Origin of the sequence: Algoriphagus sediminis (genome assembly GCF_030403435.1) — a bacterium.
GTDB lineage: Bacteria > Bacteroidota > Bacteroidia > Cytophagales > Cyclobacteriaceae > Algoriphagus > Algoriphagus sediminis.
This window is the reverse complement of record NZ_JAUEPH010000005.1, coordinates 231,294-248,176: the sequence shown is the minus strand read 5'-3', so window position 1 is coordinate 248,176 and position 16,883 is coordinate 231,294. Positions and strand designations below refer to the sequence as shown.

15 protein-coding genes are annotated in these 16,883 nt (G+C 40.9%); 5 read left to right on the top strand and 10 right to left on the bottom strand.

What is annotated here, in order from left to right; genetic code table 11:
- Positions 1 to 76 precede the first annotated feature (76 nt).
- From QVH07_RS12770 to bshC, 5 genes are all read right to left on the bottom strand, one after another.
- Entirely contained in the window at positions 77 to 1,030 is a 954-nt protein-coding gene (locus QVH07_RS12770) for a hypothetical protein (protein WP_290000875.1), read from the bottom strand.
- Between the two features lie 18 nt (positions 1,031 to 1,048).
- A complete protein-coding gene (locus QVH07_RS12765) occupies positions 1,049 to 2,695 on the bottom strand; it encodes a SusD/RagB family nutrient-binding outer membrane lipoprotein (RefSeq protein ID WP_290000874.1) in 1,647 nt (548 codons plus the stop codon).
- A 19-nt stretch (positions 2,696 to 2,714) separates the two neighbouring features.
- Entirely contained in the window at positions 2,715 to 5,930 is a 3,216-nt protein-coding gene (locus QVH07_RS12760; protein WP_290000873.1) for a SusC/RagA family TonB-linked outer membrane protein, read from the bottom strand.
- 612 nt (positions 5,931 to 6,542) lie between these two features.
- On the bottom strand, positions 6,543 to 7,133 hold the full coding sequence (locus QVH07_RS12755; protein WP_290000872.1) for a 5-formyltetrahydrofolate cyclo-ligase: 591 nt from the start codon (positions 7,131 to 7,133) through the stop codon (positions 6,543 to 6,545).
- A complete protein-coding gene (gene bshC, locus QVH07_RS12750; protein ID WP_290000871.1) occupies positions 7,115 to 8,674 on the bottom strand; it encodes a bacillithiol biosynthesis cysteine-adding enzyme BshC in 1,560 nt (519 codons plus the stop codon). The genes QVH07_RS12755 and bshC overlap by 19 nt, the downstream gene beginning before the upstream one ends.
- A gap of 175 nt (positions 8,675 to 8,849) precedes the next feature.
- Between bshC and QVH07_RS12745 the strand changes: the two genes are divergently transcribed.
- From QVH07_RS12745 to QVH07_RS12730, 4 genes are read left to right on the top strand one after another with little or no spacing between them, the layout of a single operon-like run.
- A complete protein-coding gene (locus QVH07_RS12745; protein WP_290000869.1) occupies positions 8,850 to 10,106 on the top strand; it encodes a M16 family metallopeptidase in 1,257 nt (418 codons plus the stop codon).
- Positions 10,093 to 10,575 (top strand): 2-C-methyl-D-erythritol 2,4-cyclodiphosphate synthase, encoded by a 483-nt coding sequence (ispF, locus tag QVH07_RS12740; protein ID WP_290000867.1) that lies wholly within the window; start codon positions 10,093 to 10,095, stop codon positions 10,573 to 10,575. The genes QVH07_RS12745 and ispF overlap by 14 nt, the downstream gene beginning before the upstream one ends.
- Positions 10,576 to 10,577: 2 nt before the next feature.
- Entirely contained in the window at positions 10,578 to 11,255 is a 678-nt protein-coding gene (mnmC2, locus tag QVH07_RS12735; protein ID WP_435367064.1) for a tRNA (5-methylaminomethyl-2-thiouridine)(34)-methyltransferase MnmC2, read from the top strand.
- Positions 11,256 to 11,281: 26 nt separating this feature from the next.
- Entirely contained in the window at positions 11,282 to 11,758 is a 477-nt protein-coding gene (locus QVH07_RS12730; RefSeq protein ID WP_290000865.1) for a Clp protease ClpB, read from the top strand.
- 2 nt (positions 11,759 to 11,760) lie between these two features.
- Here the strand turns inward: QVH07_RS12730 and QVH07_RS12725 are convergent, their stop codons facing one another.
- The 5 genes from QVH07_RS12725 to QVH07_RS12705 form a co-directional block, all read right to left on the bottom strand.
- The gene (locus QVH07_RS12725; protein ID WP_290000863.1) at positions 11,761 to 12,423 is read right to left on the bottom strand and encodes a phosphatidylserine decarboxylase family protein; all 663 of its coding nucleotides are present in this window, start codon (positions 12,421 to 12,423) and stop codon (positions 11,761 to 11,763) included.
- A 67-nt stretch (positions 12,424 to 12,490) separates the two neighbouring features.
- A complete protein-coding gene (locus QVH07_RS12720) occupies positions 12,491 to 13,768 on the bottom strand; it encodes a Glu/Leu/Phe/Val family dehydrogenase (protein ID WP_290000862.1) in 1,278 nt (425 codons plus the stop codon).
- Between the two features lie 68 nt (positions 13,769 to 13,836).
- Positions 13,837 to 14,676: a phosphatidate cytidylyltransferase gene (locus QVH07_RS12715; protein WP_290000861.1), complete on the bottom strand. Its 840-nt coding sequence runs from the start codon at positions 14,674 to 14,676 to the stop codon at positions 13,837 to 13,839.
- Positions 14,660 to 14,866 carry a putative signal transducing protein gene (locus QVH07_RS12710; protein ID WP_290000860.1) on the bottom strand — a complete coding sequence of 69 codons (207 nt, stop codon included), beginning with the start codon at positions 14,864 to 14,866 and terminating at the stop codon, positions 14,660 to 14,662. The genes QVH07_RS12715 and QVH07_RS12710 overlap by 17 nt, the downstream gene beginning before the upstream one ends.
- The gene (locus QVH07_RS12705) at positions 14,841 to 15,797 is read right to left on the bottom strand and encodes a CPBP family intramembrane glutamic endopeptidase (RefSeq protein ID WP_290000859.1); all 957 of its coding nucleotides are present in this window, start codon (positions 15,795 to 15,797) and stop codon (positions 14,841 to 14,843) included. The genes QVH07_RS12710 and QVH07_RS12705 overlap by 26 nt, the downstream gene beginning before the upstream one ends.
- Positions 15,798 to 15,833: 36 nt before the next feature.
- Here QVH07_RS12705 and dusB point away from each other — a divergent pair, with 36 nt between their 5' ends.
- Positions 15,834 to 16,826: a tRNA dihydrouridine synthase DusB gene (gene dusB, locus QVH07_RS12700; protein ID WP_290000858.1), complete on the top strand. Its 993-nt coding sequence runs from the start codon at positions 15,834 to 15,836 to the stop codon at positions 16,824 to 16,826.
- Positions 16,827 to 16,883 lie beyond the last annotated feature (57 nt).

Genomic DNA, 16,883 nt, shown 5'->3' with positions numbered 1-16,883 from the left:
TGTTTATTCGCTTATTCAAATATTTATAACAAAAAAAAGAGGCGCCAAATGACGCCTCTTTTATTATTCAAACTTATTAATTGAATATCGGTAATGGCTTACCATCTTGAGCAAAGATAGTAACCTCACCGGTCTCATTATCAGAGTTTAACCACACAAAGGTAAAGGACTCTGCAGAACTCGAAAGTAATGTAAGACTATAAGTCGCACCATACTTATCTGAACCAGACATGCTAATGTTACCGCATGCATCACTTATTCTAGCACTTCCACTACCCCAAGAATCACCATAGCAATCCCAGAAACCAAATGTACCATCTGAAACTTCATATACACCAGCTGCATTTGCCACTGGAGTCCATGTTGTAGTTCCTGTGATAGTACCATCACAGCTTCCATAGATAGAATCCATGTTTGTAGCAGAGAACTCATATGTACCTCCTAAATCAGAAGGACAAACCACCGCTACATTATAAAAGAATGGTGAAGCGTAGAAGGGACTACCCTTAACGTTTGCGTCAGCATTCGAATCTGTAAAGGATCTTCCAAATCTATCATTCAAAACCAGCCTAAATTCGAAAGCGTCACCGCCTTCAATATCCTCAGGTGTTAAACCTAGAGCCTGAATGGCCTCAGAGGCTGGAATTGAGAATGAAGTTCTAAGGAATCTAGATTCTGAATTCGGAGCGAAGTCAGATGCCTGTAAAGTCCTTACTAAAACATCTTCGCTTGAAATAGCTGGAATGTATTCAAGACCAACTCCCGGAATTAATCGTCGATGTCTTACTCTGATTTCTACTGTTTCTACAGTAGCACCATCTTCTGCATCAACTGCCTCTAAGGTTAAGGCAAAATTAGAATTGCCTAAATCGAAGAAGTTAAAATCCGTACTTGTTCGATCAATAGTCCTTAAGTACGCAGCGGTATCAAATGTGCTATAAGGGATATTTGGTTCTACAAAATCTCTACAAGAGCTGAGTAGAACTAGTGCTCCCAAAAGCAGTCCGAAGCTATATTTAAACATTTTCATAGTTTCTCTTTTTTTTGATTAATAAACCCAAGCATTACCTGCAGGATTTGTATCCCAGAACACTTGCACCGTTTGATCCGCTTTCTGAACCGCATTATTGTTTGTGGTCAGATAGTTTAATGGATAGAAGAATGATCTTGGGAAGTCACCAAAACTTGCCTGAAGACCTGGCTGCATATTATCAGGCTGTCCAGTTCTTCTGTACATGTTAAATGATTCTATACCATTACCATAAAGAGCCAACCAATATTCTCTACCAATTACTCTCATTCTGTCGGTATCAGAAGCTGCAGAAGAATACTCATTGCTCACATAGTTAATGTAATTTGCAACTTGCTGCGCATAGGCATCATCTGCTGTAAAAGCTTGGATGGTTGCTGCTTCTGGAGTAGACGTAGAGAAACTACGAACATAATCCATACTTTTCTGAATACCAGACTCAAGATATGTAGCTGCATCACCAGAAGTACCAAGGAAAAGTGCTGCTTCAGCTAGCATGAAGTCCACATAGGAAGCTAACATTACCGGCTGTATACCAGCTCCCTGTGCACCAAGGGTGATATCATTTACGGGGGCAGCTGAATCATCGTCAAATCGACCACCAGCAGGATATACTCCCCAAACCGTTCTTCTCAAACCATCTGGTGGAATACCATCTGGGTTCAAGTGATCTCTACCCCAGTAGCCTCTTTCACCAGGTAAACAGTAGATGAAATTCCCAACAAGATAATGAGATGGCGGAATGGTACCAATACACTCAATTTCGTCGGGGTCAGTACTATTCACTGTAGTCTGACGGTACATATAATATCTTACTCTAGGATCATCAAAGCCTTTGGCTTCAGTAAGATGCCACATGTAGTAAGTAGACTGATAGTCTCCACCACCACTCACATAAGTTCCTGTAAAACTAGGGTGACGAGAGTCAGGGTCAGCACTTGTTGTACCAAACTGGAAAACGAAGTCATCTCCTGCTTTCAGCATATTATCTGCAGCGATTAGAGCATTGATTCCAGAAGTAGACTCAGATGGATTTACAAGTCTAGTATTGATGTAATATCTCAACTTCATTGTATTTACCAGTCTTACCCACTTAGTGTAATTACCTCCATAGAAATAATCATTTGGAGAACCAGATGATTCTGCGGCAGTAAAGTGCCCTTCAGCCTCATTCAAGAGAGCTAAAGCATCAGAGTAAACCTGCTGCCCTGGATCAACATTCGGGAAGAAATTACTTGGATCAAGTGCCTCTCTAAAAGGCACATCACCATAAGAATCTACTAGATGGAATAAAACCATTGCCTGAATGGTCTTCGCTATCCCCATATGTCTCTGAAGATTAGCTTCTTCAGCGAGGGGCAAAAGGAAGTCAACATCGGCAAGGATACCTGCATAAGAATTTGACCAATAACCATTAGTAGTAGTTGGAGTATAAGCTCCTTCATACTGAGCACTACCCTGATTGATCATTCTTGTCAATCTCATCCCGTCGTCAGCAATGGCATCGAATAAACCGATATAACCGAGCTGGATGCTATTCAAAAGGAAATCCGGGTTTGCAGTACTTGCGTTAACTGCATTTGGATCTTCCTGCAAGTCTAAGTCACATGAAGCTGCAAAAACCATACTTGCAGCAATCATTATGCTATATATTTTTCTTTTCATTATTCTTCAGTTTTGGGGATTAGAAAGTAAGCGTTACCGTTCCACCAAATCTTCTGGAGCTTGGACCAGTCACAAAGTCGAAACCAAGACCGTTACCAACACCAGTTCCCAACACATCCACATCATAATTCATGTTTGGAGGGAAATTAAGTGCATTGAACCAAAGGTTGGTACCACTCACTGCAATAGAGGCTCTCTTGAATGGAGTCTTTGCCATTAGATTAGTTGGCAATTCATAACCCAAAGAAAGTTCTCTTAGTCTGATCATAGAACCGTCAAAAACGTTTGGCTCATCTGTTGCTCCCTGATATCCAGCAAAGAAATAATTAGATGCTGTAATCTGGATGTCGTTTGGAGTTCCATCTTCCTTCACGCCTGGCATGATGAAAGTTAGCTCTCTATCCACAACTGGATCTTTTGTTACCCCTCTTGCGAGAGTTGCAGTAACTGTATTCGAGAAGATTGCTCCCTTATGTCTGTACTCAAGCATTGCATTCAAAGTGAAACCTTTCCAGCTGAAGGAGTTAATCCAGGATCCATTCCATCTTGGGTTAGGATCACCTAGGGTTACAAGGTCAGCTGATGGCTTATAAAGACCATTCGCCAATACGATTGGTTCACCAGTTTGCTCATCTCTCTCGAAACCAATACCCTTGATTACGTTAAATGGCTCTCCTGGTACAGCGAAGTTTCCTAAGTTAGTGAAACCAGCTACCACAATTTGATCCAGACCAGCTCCAAGCTCAATAGTCTCAGTTCTGTACATACTCCAGTTTACAGTAGAGTTCCAGGTAAAGCCTGAGGCCGTAGAAATTGGAGTTACAGTAGCTTGGAATTCGATACCTCTGTTTCTAATCTTACCAATGTTGATCGCAGTTGAGGTAAATCCTGTCGCTGGGTCAATTGGGGATTGAGTGATCAAATCATTTGTATTCTTCTCATATAAGGAGAGATCGAATCTTAATTTATTATTGAACATTACTGCTTCAATACCAAATTCGATTTCCTCATGAAGCTCTGGCTTCAAGTTAGGATTACCCAAGGTGTTTGACACTGCATGAGTTTGGGTAACTGTTCCATCCACATCAAATGCACGCGCTGTCTGATTAAGAATGTTTCTGGTTCTATATGGTCTTGGGAAACCAGCAGAAGTACCATAACCTAACCTCAGTTTCAAGTCATTCACTGTATTTGAGTTCCAGTTGAACGCTGTACTAGGAATGAAAGAAACAGAAGCACCAGGATAAAGAATTCTTCGATTCTCAGGCTCTACAGTTGATGTCCAGTCATTTCTTGCCGAAACGTTCAAGTATAGGAAGTTAGAGTAGTCGAACGTTACGTTGGCATAAACCCCCATTCTTCTTTCTTCCTGAGTAAAGTTTAGATTTCCTCCATCGATAGCATCTCTACTAGCAGAAGTCTCAAAGTTTTGGTGACGGAAAAGCCCGAATGCCAATTGTCCCTGAGAAGAAATACCTGCTTGAGAATAAGAATCATATCTGGAGTTACCACCAAGAAGGGCAGACATTCCGAAATTATCGGAGAACTGCTTCTTCCAGTTCAAGACTAAATCCTGATTCCAAATGGTGTTGTTGATATTAATTGTAGTATAGACACCGGACTGAACAGCTTGAGATCCACCCAAGTGACCTTTGTTATACTTTGTCTCTTGAGTTTCGGTATAAGTATCCAGGCCTATTCTGTAAGTCAAAGAGAAATCATCATTAAAATCGTAAATCAACGACGTAGAATTGAAGAATCTCTGAACATCAGAAGTGTTCTTATAGTATCTCACTAACCAATTTGGGTTTAGAATACCATTATTATTTCTGTAATAGGTAGGTCTTTTGGTAACTGGATCTTCAAAAGGCAGACCTCCTAAATCAATAGAACGTGGTGTAAATAGCACTTCTGCAAATACAGAAGGAACACCACCACTAGCTCCAGAACCAAATGCCGCGTTAACAGGTGGCGACTCAAGATCTGTAATGGCAAAGGTGAAAGAAGAGTTAACAGAAAGCTTATCTGTTACTGCAGAGTTCACACCCAAACCAAAGTTATACTTCTTAAGCTCGTTACCAATTACGAATCCTTCTTCGTCTGTGTAACCAAAGCTTGCAGAATAACCAGTTCTGTCTGATCCACCTGCGATTTGCACAGATGTATTACTGATCAAACCAGTTTTGAAGAATACCTCAGAAACGTCTGGATATGCCTTATAGTCATACTGAACAGGAGTACCCCCTACGATTCCATCTACCCAAAATTCAGGGAAAGCTTCTCTAACGTAAGCTACACCAGAAACTGCATATGGATGGTTAATCGTTCTTCCTTCATCCAACCTTGGGCCGAAATTAGAGAAGAACAAACCTGGCGCCTGTTGGAAACCATTACCATAGACCTGACCATAAGTTGGCAAAGAAGCCGCCTCATTGGTAAAAATAGACTGATTGATAGTTACCTCAGCCGCTTTTCTTTTAGATGATCCAGACTTGGTAGTAATCAAAATTACACCATTTCTACCTTGATCACCATAAAGAACTGTTGCTGAAAGACCCTTCAATACAGACATGCTCTCAATATTGTTTGGATCAATATCAAGGAATCTTGAAGATGTAGTAGCGCCACCTCGGGTGAACCCGTTTTGAGCGTTTGTGCTAGTGTTAAAAGGAACACCGTCCACTACGAAAAGTGGCTGGTTAGAACCAGTAGCAGAAGAATAACCTCTAATTACCATGTTGGTACCTGATCCAGACATACCATTGGTGGAAGTAATATTCACTCCTGGAACTTTTCCTTGTAGCACTCTTGCCACATCTCCTTCAGGCCTATTTTCGAGCTGCTCGTTACCTACAGAGGTAACACCGTAGCCCAAAGCCTTCTTTTCTCTCTCGATTCCGATCGCTGTTACTACCACTTCGGATAGTTGTGAAGCGTCGGTCATGAGAGTTACATTAATTACAGTTCGGTTACCAATCGCCTCTTCCGCGGTCTGAAGACCAACAAAAGAGAAAATCAGCACATCCGACCCGTCAGGTACATTAATGGAATAATTACCGTCCAAATCGGTAGTTGTTCCCACTGTTGTACCCTTAACGAGGACCGTTGCACCTGGCAAACCTAGTCCATCTTCCTCGGAGATTACCGTACCGGTAACCACCCGTTGCTGCGCCGACACCTGATAACTCAGTGTCATGGTGAAAAGCGCAACAACATAGAGTAAAGCTTTTCTCATAAGGTTTTAAGTTTAGTTGATTATCCAAAGAAAAATTATTTGAGCTGAATATCAAAATTGATCAAATAACAATTTTTAACATGGTTTTAGATAATTTTTTCATCTTTTATTTATAAAAATGTCTTTTTTTTACCTTTTAGGTACGTGTTTTATGGTTAAAGATAAATTAATTGAGTCATCTACTGTTTAACGGTGAATTATCAGGGCGAGCGGTTGAAAAAATTGATTCTTTGGTAAAATGATGATAATGTGAAAAAATTAGCTCAGAATTAAAGGTTTTTTAACCTATTCGAAACAATATTTGGGGTTTCTTTAAATTTGATAAAAATAAAAAAAAAGAACCTTTTGAATATTCCTTAAAATCCAAATTTTAAATTCCTGATATTTTATTTTAGTGGCTTTAGAATCATTAATTACAGTTTAAAAAAATTTTATTCGGAGGGTCGATAATCTCGGAGAAATTCACCCGATTTTTTTTTTATTTTTTTTCACATGGGTTAAAAAACTCGAGTTTTTTTAGAAATAATGGATGAATTCTAAATTCTAGGCTTCAAATTCTTAATGAATTCGGAAATTTTTGTAAAATTTTATAAAAGTTGGGGTTGACTTAAATTACCTAATATTCGTTAAGCCCTCTCCAGTAATCACATGTGTGAGCTTAACATCATGAGGTTCTGAAGGTAGATTTTCCTCTGGGGGAAAAAAGCTTAGGCCGATTCTTTCTACACCTTCACTCAGATTCGCTAGGAACTTGTCGTAGTACCCCTTACCATAGCCAATTCTATTTCCGCTTTGGTCCCAAGCCAAAAGTGGAATGAGCACCAGGTCTATTTTTCTCCAGTCAGCAATTTCCGTTTTCTTCGGAACTGGTATCCCATATTCTCCTGCCTCAAACTTCGAGCCTTTGACTAAGCGCAACGTCTTCATTTCCTTTTTTTCCGAATCTAGCAATCCGGTATAGATAACATGTCCCCTTTCCCAGATTCCGTCCAAAAAACAAAGGGTATCCACTTCATTTAACCTTTCAATCGGTAAAAAGGTGTGTATATGGCATGTCTGAGATTTCGAATCCAGAAAACTAAAAAAATGGCCTTTAATCCTCTCAGACTCTTTTTTGATATCTGATTCAGAAAGTGATTTTCGTAATGCCTTGTATTTTTTTCTAAGGGTGTCCTTGCTCTCCATCAAAGTTCCAGAATCCACATCTTAAAATCCAGGGGATCAAATGCCTCAATAATCTCCTCAATTAATTCAGGCCTTGCCAGATAAAATTGCTGCATGTTGACTACCCTTTCCTGAGGTGAACCTCCGGGATAAGCATAATCTCGAATGGCTTCTACACGATCGAAAAGAACATCGTGCCGCTTCTTTTCAGCCTTCCTTAATTTTGCACTCATTTGATCGAGGATTTTAAGGGATCTCACCTTACCAGCCTGGAAAGCATCCATCAGGCTCTTCTCTAATTTGGAAGCAGATTTCCCAGCTTCATCATAGATTTCTTCCAGCTTGACCCTTTCATTTTCCAGATCCAGCTCTACTTGTGCATGAGTTCTTACATACTCAGCTTTCCAAGATTCCAAATCCTGAAAAATGTCTTTAAACTCCCACCCTATAGCTTTTATCTTCTCTACCACCCTTGGTTCAAGAAGAAGTCCAAAGTTTCTAGGCAGTAAAACCGGAAATGGTGTCTCAAACTCCTGGAAAACTTCTTTCAATTGTAACCAATAAACCACCTCAGCGGGACCTCCAAGATATGCGACGTTTGGGAGAATAGTCTCCTGATACAAGGGCCTCAACACAACATTTGGGCTAAACCGCTCCGGATGATCCGAAATGAGCTTTTTCATTTCCTCTTCTGAAAATGATAAATCGGTATTCAGAACCTTAAAAGTATCCCCCACCTTCTCGATTCTCTCCCTGCAGCCTTCGGCCAAATAGAAAAAGTTGATCTCCCGGGGAAATATCTGACTCTTATATCCAAGCTGCTCCAGCCTCTCACTAGTCTCGGTCGCTTTTTGGAAAGGAGTATGATCGAATAAATCTTTTACAATCACATCAGAAAAAGAGGCTTTTAGCTGGGCATTATCTGCATCAATGACCACGAGTCCATATTCACCAAAGAAGGAATTCACATATTTCAGAACCGCTTCCGCCAGGGTCTTAGATGACTTATAGGCATCAAGAAATACAGGGGAGGCAAAACTTACTTCTTTTAGAAATGCCTTGAAGGAAGCATCAAGCTTAAAATCACCGACGGCACCCTGCTGATCAGAGTTCCATTGGTACTTTTCTCCGTCCATTTTGAAATAATTGATCTCGTCAAAGTCATGATCTTCAGTAGCCATCCAGTAAACTGGAACAATTCGCTTTTCTGGAAAAGTCTGCTCAAGCTTCTTTGCGAGATTTATCGTAGACACGATCTTGTAAACGAAATAAAGTGGACCGGTAAATAGATTAAGCTGATGTCCTGTGGTTACTGTGAATGTATTCGGGTCAGTTAATGCATCGATATTGGATTTAACAGCATCTTCTAATTCTAGGTCAGAATATTGCTCGCGCAAAACTGACTGCAAAATTTCCCGGGACTCCGGGGATAAAGTCTTGTTTTCGATGGCCTCCTTGAATGATCCTAACTCGGGCCTGTGGGTATAGAATTCTCTTAATTCTTCTTTCCCTTCAAGATAATCTAGGAAAAATTGAGAAAACTGATTCGTGTCCTTTAGGTCTATACCCGTCTTTTTCATTTTCCTTACTTGGATTTTCAGCATTTAAATATAAAGCCAAAGGTCTTATTTTTTGTGGAATTATCTCCAAGCCTTACATCAAAGGCACTTACTTGTGTCAGACTGAAACAAAATCCCACTTAAATTCTGTTTACTAGTCATTGAAAAGCAAATCACCTAGCTTTGCCTCCGGCAAATGAATAAACTGAACTACCAAAGAACTTTTCTACCAAATGGACTAGAGCTCATCGTCCATGAAGACCACGGCAGCCAAATGGCGGTGGTGAATTTATTATATAAGGTAGGCTCAAGGAATGAGATCTCAGGAAAGACCGGGCTTGCCCATTTTTTTGAGCACCTGATGTTTGGGGGATCGAAAAATATTCCACTGTTTGATCGGGAATTAGATCGAGTGGGAGGAACTTGTAATGCATTCACCAGCCCTGATATTACCAATTATTATATTTCTCTCCCGGCCACAAATCTCGAAACCGCACTCTGGCTGGAGTCTGATAGAATGTTTCAGCTACAGCTTACCGAAAAAACAATCGAAACACAGAGGAAGGTAGTGATTGAAGAGTTTAAACAACGATATCTAAATCAGCCCTATGGGGAAGTATTTCATCACCTGAGGAATCTGGCTTTCAAAAATCATCCCTATCGATGGCCAACCATCGGCGAAAAAATCCAAGATATCGAAGAGTATAAAAGGAATGATGTAGAGGAATTCTATACAGCTCATTATTCACCGGACAATGCTATTTTGGTAATTGCTGGAAACGTGGAACCGGTTCAGGTCAAAGTCATGGTGGAAAAGTGGTTTGGTGATATTCCAAGCTATAGCGGGAACAGAGCTGAGATTTTTATAGAAGAAAATCAGACTGAAAAAAGATCAGAAAGCATTGTAAAAAACGTTCCTACCGACGCTCTCTATAAAGGCTTTAAAATGCCAGGACGTATGGAACCTGGATACCTGGAAGCAGACCTTATCACTGATTATCTTGGGTTTGGGAATTCCTCGAAAGTTCAAACTCAACTTGTTAAAAATGGGGATAAATTTGCCTCTGCGGGTGCCTATGTTTTGGGCTCCTATGACCCATCACTCTTGATCTTCTCAGGAAAAATGGAAGAAGGTGTGTCGGCAAAAGAAGGTGAAGTGGAAATTGATAAGTTGATATCCGAATTCTTAACCGAGGGAATTACCCATCATGATTTACAGAAAATCAAGAACCAAAATGAAGCCATAAAAACCTATGAAGGAATTCAACTTTTGAATCGGGCTATGAGCTTGGCTTACCATGCTTTTCTCGGCGATCCGGCTGGTTACTTTGAAGAATTTGACAAAAAATCCCAAATCCCTAGCTCTCAAATAATGGATTGGGCTCATAAATTATTAAAGGAAGATCAGTCTTCCGTCCTTTACTACGAATCTGAAAAAAATGCAAAAGTTTAGAATTGGCTTTGGATATGATGTCCATCAATTGCAGCCGGAAAATGAATTCTGGTTGGGTGGAATTAAACTGGACTATCATTTGGGTGCTGTAGGGCATTCGGATGCAGATGTATTGATTCATGTCATTTGTGATGCTGTTCTTGGTGCAGCAAATATGCGTGACATAGGTTATCACTTTTCAGACCAGGATCCGAAATTCAAGGGAATCGACAGTAAAATTCTTTTGAAGGAAGTGATGGACTTGGTTAGAAAAGAGGGATATGAAATAGGAAATATCGATACCACGATCTGCCTTCAAAAACCAAAGATTAATCCTCACATTCCTGCCATGAAAAAGTGCCTCAGTGAAGTAATGAATGTAGCAGAAGAAGACATATCCATCAAAGCTACCACTACGGAAAGATTAGGGTTTGTGGGTCGAGAAGAGGGCGTGTCGGCCTATTGCGCAGCACTCATTTATAAAGGATAAACATGAGCGTAAAAATTATCACCACCGAAGACGGATCACACTCTCTATACCATGAGGAATTAAAAGAAACCTACCACAGTTTCCATGGTGCCTTTAAGGAATCCATTCACGTTTTTATGCTTTATGGGCTGGACTCATGGCTTGCTGAAAATCCAGGGAGAAGACCCATTCGAGTTTTTGAAGTAGGCTTTGGAACAGGTTTGAATGCATGGCTCAGTTTGGTTTGGGCAGAGCAAAACCAGATTCCAATGCTTTATCACACCATCGAGCCCTTTCCTCTGGAGGAAGAAGTGTATTCTAAACTGAATTACACGGAAATGGATGGCAACATCATTCATTACAAACCGCAGTTTCAGCAAATCCACAGGAACCCATGGAATGAGGGAAAAGTACTGACCGAGTATTTCAATTTCAAAAAGGATCAAACCACCTTAGAGGAAGTTCAACTCTACCCAATGGATGTGGTTTTTTATGATGCATTTGCTCCTAAAAAACAGCCAGAGATGTGGGAAAAACACCTTTTCCAAAAGATCTATGACCAAATGCGACCAGGTGCAGTTTTAACCACCTATTGCGCCACCGGCCAACTCAGACGAGACCTCAAAGAAGTAGGTTTTGAAGTTGAAAAACTACCAGGACCCCCAGGTAAAAAAGAAATGACCCGAGCCTGGAAACACTAAGGCACAGGCTTTGATAAAAAGAAGGTATGAAAACTCATCACCTTCTTTTTTTGTGTTCACTGCTCCTCATTTCTTCACTTTCCTATGGACAGGCCAAACTAGAAAAACTACTCAAGGAAAGGGAAATCCTACATTTGGAATGGCAGGAATCTGAAAATAAAAAGTCTGGTATCTTCGGAAACCGAACCAAAAAGGATATGATTGAAAGTAACACCTGGTTAGAGCGAATTCTTAGCAAGGACAATCAAATCATGGAAGAGCTAAAAATGCTGAGTTCAATTGAGTCCGCAGAATTAGGTCAAGCCAAAGAGGATTACAAAAACATTGCCTTTGATTGCGAGAGGGAAGTACAAATCCTCAAAAGAAACCTCGAAGAGCAGAAAGCACAGGTATTGGATAAAACCTCAGAAAGAAGGCCCTTTGAGTGGGCAAGTTTGATTCTCTTCTTTTCTTCGATTTTCCTGGGTTATTGGGTGTATAAACTGAAGTCAGCCCAAACTTAACTTTAGCCTTTAAGTCTGGCTATAGGGGTTCTACCTCCTTTAGTCACCTGATCCATTTCAGCTAAAACCTCTGTTCCAAGCGGCAAGAAAACATCCACTCTTGAACCAAACTTAATGAAGCCGAATTCCGCACCTTGATCAAGCTCAGAACCCTTGTCTACATACCATTTAATACGCCTTGCCAATGCTCCTGCTATTTGTCGGACAAGAACTTTTACGCCAGAGTCTGTTTTCAAAACCATAGTGGTTCTTTCATTTTCCGTGCTGGACTTTGGATGCCAGGCTACCAGGTATTTTCCAGGGTGATATTTGAAATATTCCACTATCCCCTTCAATGGAGATCGATTGACATGAACATTAATTGGAGACATGAAGATCGAAACCTGAATTCGTCTTTCTTTTAAGTACTCCGTTTCCTCTGTCTCTTCAATTACCACCACTTTGCCGTCTGCAGGAGCATAAACCACATTTTCTTCATTCGGTAATTCAAAACTCGGGTTTCTAAAAAACTGAAGTATAAGCAGATAGAAAATGATACTTACAGCTAGTACTATCTGTAAGATCAGATCAGATTCAGGAATGAGGTAGTACAGGGTACCATTCAGTCCCACCAGAATGATCATCAGCCAGATTAACAGTGATCTTCCTTCTTTATGAATAGTCATAGGCTAAAAACAATTGAGGCGTGAAATAATCCACGCCCCAAAGATAAATAACATAATTCGAAAAAAATCAGTAGCCGCCTCGATAGGTGTAAGTCATAGCTACCTTTTCAATCGCTACAATGTATGCTGCAATTCTCATCGGAACGTCATATTTTTTCGATGCGGAGTAAACATGATCGAAGGCATCTTTCATAATCCGATCGGATCTTCTGTTTACACGATCTGCTGTCCATTTATATCCCAGGCGGTTTTGCACCCATTCGAAATAGGAAACTGTCACCCCTCCAGCGTTCGCAAGGATGTCAGGCACTGCCATAATTCCTTTTTCATTGATCACTGCATCAGCCTTTGCGGATGTTGGACCATTCGCGCCTTCTACGATAAGTTTAGCCTTTATTTTATCCACATTGTGTGAAGTAATCACATCCTCCACAGCCGCAGGAACTAGGACATCCACGTCCAAAAGCAATAGATCCATAGGATCATCCATGAGTTCCGCACCTTCGAATCCTTCAAGAGTTCCGTTATTGGATTCTCTGTATTCAATGGCTTCGACGATATTAATTCCGTGCTTATTATGATATGCTCCGGAGATATCAGAAATAGCCACAATTTTCAGTCCCCTTTCTTCTAAAAGCCTTGCCGCCCAAGACCCCACATTACCAAATCCCTGAACTGCACAAGTTGCCTGAAAAGGATTTATTTTCAGTTTTTGCATGGCTGCCAAAGCTGATACCATTACTCCGCGGCCAGTGGCCTCTGTTCTTCCAAGAGATCCGCCCAATACCAATGGCTTTCCGGTTACCACCGAGTTAACGGTCATTCCATGTGCTTTAGAATACTCATCCATCAGCCAGGCCATTTCTTTTGGACCAGTCCCCATATCTGGTGCCGGGATATCTTTGTCCGGACCAAATACATCGATCATCGCCAAAGTATAAGCTCTCATAAGACGCTCAATCTCACCTTTGGACATTTCCCTTGGATTACATCTTACCCCACCTTTACCTCCACCATAAGGAATATCCACCACAGCACATTTCCAGGTCATCCAGGCAGCAAGTGCCCTCACCTCATCGATGTGCACATCAGGAGCAAAACGAATCCCTCCTTTTGCAGGACCGAGAATATTAGAATGAATTACTCGAATCCCTTCAAAGACCTGGATTTTTCCATTATCCATGGTTATCGGAAGAGATACAATCACCTGCTTTGCCGGGTTCTTCAGCACATTATAAACTTCATCAGAAAGTCCTAGCTTTTCAGCGGCGATATTGAATCTTTCCATCATTGACTCCAAAGGATTCTCTTTATCCTTTATGGGAGCCGGTTCAATGTAAGCCATATTGGGTTTATTATTATTGTGAAATGCTTTACAATGATACGTAGTTTTTCCCTCTCCTTGATACCCTTTTAGAAGATTTTCAAAAATGCGGTGATGAAAGGTGCCGAGAGTAAAAGACCATCAAATCTATCCATGAAACCTCCATGACCGGGGAGGCCCTTTCCAGAATCCTTAATCTCGATAGATCGCTTAAAAAGAGACTCAATAAGGTCTCCGTAAGTACCCGCAATGATAATAATTGCTGCGATTACCATCCACTTCCATCCATCCAGAACTGAGAAGTATCGGGACACTCCATAAGCTACGGCGAGAGCAGCAAAGGCTCCACCTAAGAACCCCTCCCAGGATTTCTTTGGAGAGACCCTTTCAAAAAGCTTAGTCTTGCCAAACTTAGTTCCGGCAAAGTATGCTCCGGTGTCACATGCCCATAAAATCAATAAACAGCCAATCAAAATTTCATAATGATAAGTCTGATCCACAGAGAAAACAGCCAGGTTCAAAAGAGAGAATGGGACAGCTACATAAAATAATCCCAGAAAGGTAAATGCCACCCCAGTGAATGGTTTTTTGTCGGATTTTCTATAAAGCTTAATAAAGAAAGTAAGAGCCGTAATGGGGAAAATAAGATAAAGATACTCTATCCGCATATGCTCTTTTTGAATCATGAACGTCAGTGCAAAAATCAAAAGACCCAGGAAGGTGCCAAAGCTTTTCAAAGGAAGCATCCCATCCAAACCAGTCAGTTTATAAAATTCCATTTGGGAAAAGCCCAATATCGCAGCAAAAACCAAAAAATATGTCCAATCTGAATAGATACTGGCACTGATCACGATTATCGCTCCAACGACTGCGGTTATTGCTCGCTGGCCCAGATTACTGTAATTATTGATATTAAAACGAGATCTCATTCTTAATTAGATTAGATGCGCTTAACACGTTTTCTCTATTGACATGAACCTCGTATGTGCCAAATACCTGATATACAGACTCTTTTTTGTTTAGGACCACAGCGGGAATTTCATTCTGAATCAACACCCCCTTGACTATTTCTGCTCGCACCAGTTGGTCGTCCTCAAAGACTTTGACCCAATTCTCCATTCTTGGAAGCGTTAGTTTTCTTAAAGTAATAGATTCCTGCCAAAAGTACTAAAAAGCCTCCTACTGAAGCCAAGTAAGAAACATTGTCTGTGGCTTCAATATCAAAATCCACCATGCCTTTTTTGGCCAGATACACCATGACCACGGTAAATGCATTATTAAAAATGTGAGCCAAAATGGGATAGATAAGTGAGCCAGAATATAGGTAAAGGTACCCAAACATCGCCCCTAGAAACATTCTAGGAAGAAAACCATAAAACTGTAAATGAATGGCAGAAAAAATAATTGCGGTTATCCAAACCCCTAGATGACCAGAGCCGGTGTATTGATGTAACTTAGCCTGAACCACCCCTCTAAAAAATAACTCCTCTCCTACTCCCGCTAATATTCCTATTACCAGTAGCCCCATGAGAAACTCCGATGTATTCTGAAAATCAGTCATGAATTTCGTCATCTCCATGAGCTGATCCTCCATTTCAATCATCCAGGATTCCAGGCCTGAGAGAAATTCGGGTAGTACCAGTTTTGAATTTAAATCCACAAGCATGGAATTGAAAAGCATGCCACCGAGGGTAATTAAAAGGACCAAAAGAAAACCTGACCAGTTAAACCTTGAAACCTGACTTTCCCAATCGAAGGAGGCTTTTTCAATAAGCTTGGCAATGATGAATGCGGCAACAATAAACCCAAGACCTGAACCAAAAGCCTGTACAAAAAACAGCACCATCCTGCCATTTTCAATGCTTTGGCCGCCGCCAGAAGTGAGAGCAATTATTTCTTCGAGTGATACTCCAAAAAGAAAAGGAACGATCGCAAGCGCAAGTCCCTGAAGTAAAACCAGTACCCCAAAGGTGACCAAAACAATAACAACTATTGAGAGAAGCCAGTTTTTGGGTTTAGCTATTTCGGCTTCGGTTTTATAAATCTCCATATTTGCGATAAATTTGCCACAAATATAGGAGAAGAAGTGGTAAAGATCGGAAACTTAGAACTTGGTGAATATCCCCTGTTGCTCGCTCCCATGGAGGATGTGAGTGACCCACCCTTTCGTGCAGTTTGTAAAGAAAACGGCGCTGATTTAATGTATACGGAATTCATCAGTTCTGAAGGACTCATCCGTGATGCGGCAAAAAGTGTCCAGAAGCTGGATATTTATGAATATGAACGTCCCATAGGGATTCAGATTTTCGGGAATGAAATCCAATCCATGCGTGAAGCTGCTGCCATTGTGGAAGAAGCTCAACCAGACATTTTGGATATTAATTATGGTTGTCCGGTGAACAAAGTTGCTTGCAAGGGAGCTGGAGCAGGAATTCTTTTGGACATCGACAAAATGGTTTCGATGACCGCTGAAATAGTGAAGTCGGTGAATATTCCTGTTACTGTGAAAACCCGATTAGGATGGGATAATGATACAATCAGAATCGTGGAAGTGGCTGAAAGGCTTCAAGATGTGGGAATTCAAGGCATAAGTATACATGCCCGAACCCGAAAGCAAATGTACAAGGGAGAGGCTGATTGGAGCTATCTTAATAAAGTTAAAGCCAACCCACGACTTCACATTCCGGTCTTTGGAAATGGAGACATTGACTCTCCGGAAAGAGCGAAGGAATACAAAGAAAAATACAATGTGGATGGGATGATGATCGGTAGGGCATCCATCGGCTATCCCTGGATTTTTAATGAAATCAAACATTTTCTTGAAACAGGGCAAAAGATCCCGTCACCGGAATTACCTGAGCGTCTGGCCGTAGCCAGAAAACACCTGGACTTTTCTGTTCAGTGGAAAGGTGAAAAGCTTGGTATTCTTGAAATGAGGAGGCATTACACAAATTACTTCCGGGGCATGCCTAATTTCAAACCCTTCCGAACAAGGATGGTGACCAGCGATACCTATGAGGAAGTCTGTGAGATTCTAGACGAGGTGAGTGAAGTCTTTGCTGGATACGAATTTGTCTGATCTGAAAGCTTCTGAACATTTTTATCTGAAAACCACTTCTTTTTTGGCCACTGCCAA

Bases quoted from the DNA above. Each gene is read 5' to 3' on its own strand.
- ispF (WP_290000867.1), top strand. From the start codon at position 10,093: ATGCAAAAGTTTAGAATTGGCTTTGGATATGATGTCCATCAATTGCAG.
- QVH07_RS12760 (WP_290000873.1), bottom strand. From the start codon at position 5,930: ATGAGAAAAGCTTTACTCTATGTTGTTGCGCTTTTCACCATGACACTG.
- QVH07_RS12770 (WP_290000875.1), bottom strand. From the start codon at position 1,030: ATGAAAATGTTTAAATATAGCTTCGGACTGCTTTTGGGAGCACTAGTT.
- QVH07_RS12745 (WP_290000869.1), top strand. From the start codon at position 8,850: ATGAATAAACTGAACTACCAAAGAACTTTTCTACCAAATGGACTAGAG.
- QVH07_RS12725 (WP_290000863.1), bottom strand. From the start codon at position 12,423: ATGACTATTCATAAAGAAGGAAGATCACTGTTAATCTGGCTGATGATC.
- QVH07_RS12765 (WP_290000874.1), bottom strand. From the start codon at position 2,695: ATGAAAAGAAAAATATATAGCATAATGATTGCTGCAAGTATGGTTTTT.
- QVH07_RS12710 (WP_290000860.1), bottom strand. From the start codon at position 14,866: ATGGAGAATTGGGTCAAAGTCTTTGAGGACGACCAACTGGTGCGAGCA.
- QVH07_RS12730 (WP_290000865.1), top strand. From the start codon at position 11,282: ATGAAAACTCATCACCTTCTTTTTTTGTGTTCACTGCTCCTCATTTCT.
- QVH07_RS12715 (WP_290000861.1), bottom strand. From the start codon at position 14,676: ATGAGATCTCGTTTTAATATCAATAATTACAGTAATCTGGGCCAGCGA.
- bshC (WP_290000871.1), bottom strand. From the start codon at position 8,674: ATGAAAAAGACGGGTATAGACCTAAAGGACACGAATCAGTTTTCTCAA.
- QVH07_RS12720 (WP_290000862.1), bottom strand. From the start codon at position 13,768: ATGGCTTACATTGAACCGGCTCCCATAAAGGATAAAGAGAATCCTTTG.
- QVH07_RS12705 (WP_290000859.1), bottom strand. From the start codon at position 15,797: ATGGAGATTTATAAAACCGAAGCCGAAATAGCTAAACCCAAAAACTGG.
- mnmC2 (WP_435367064.1), top strand. From the start codon at position 10,578: ATGAGCGTAAAAATTATCACCACCGAAGACGGATCACACTCTCTATAC.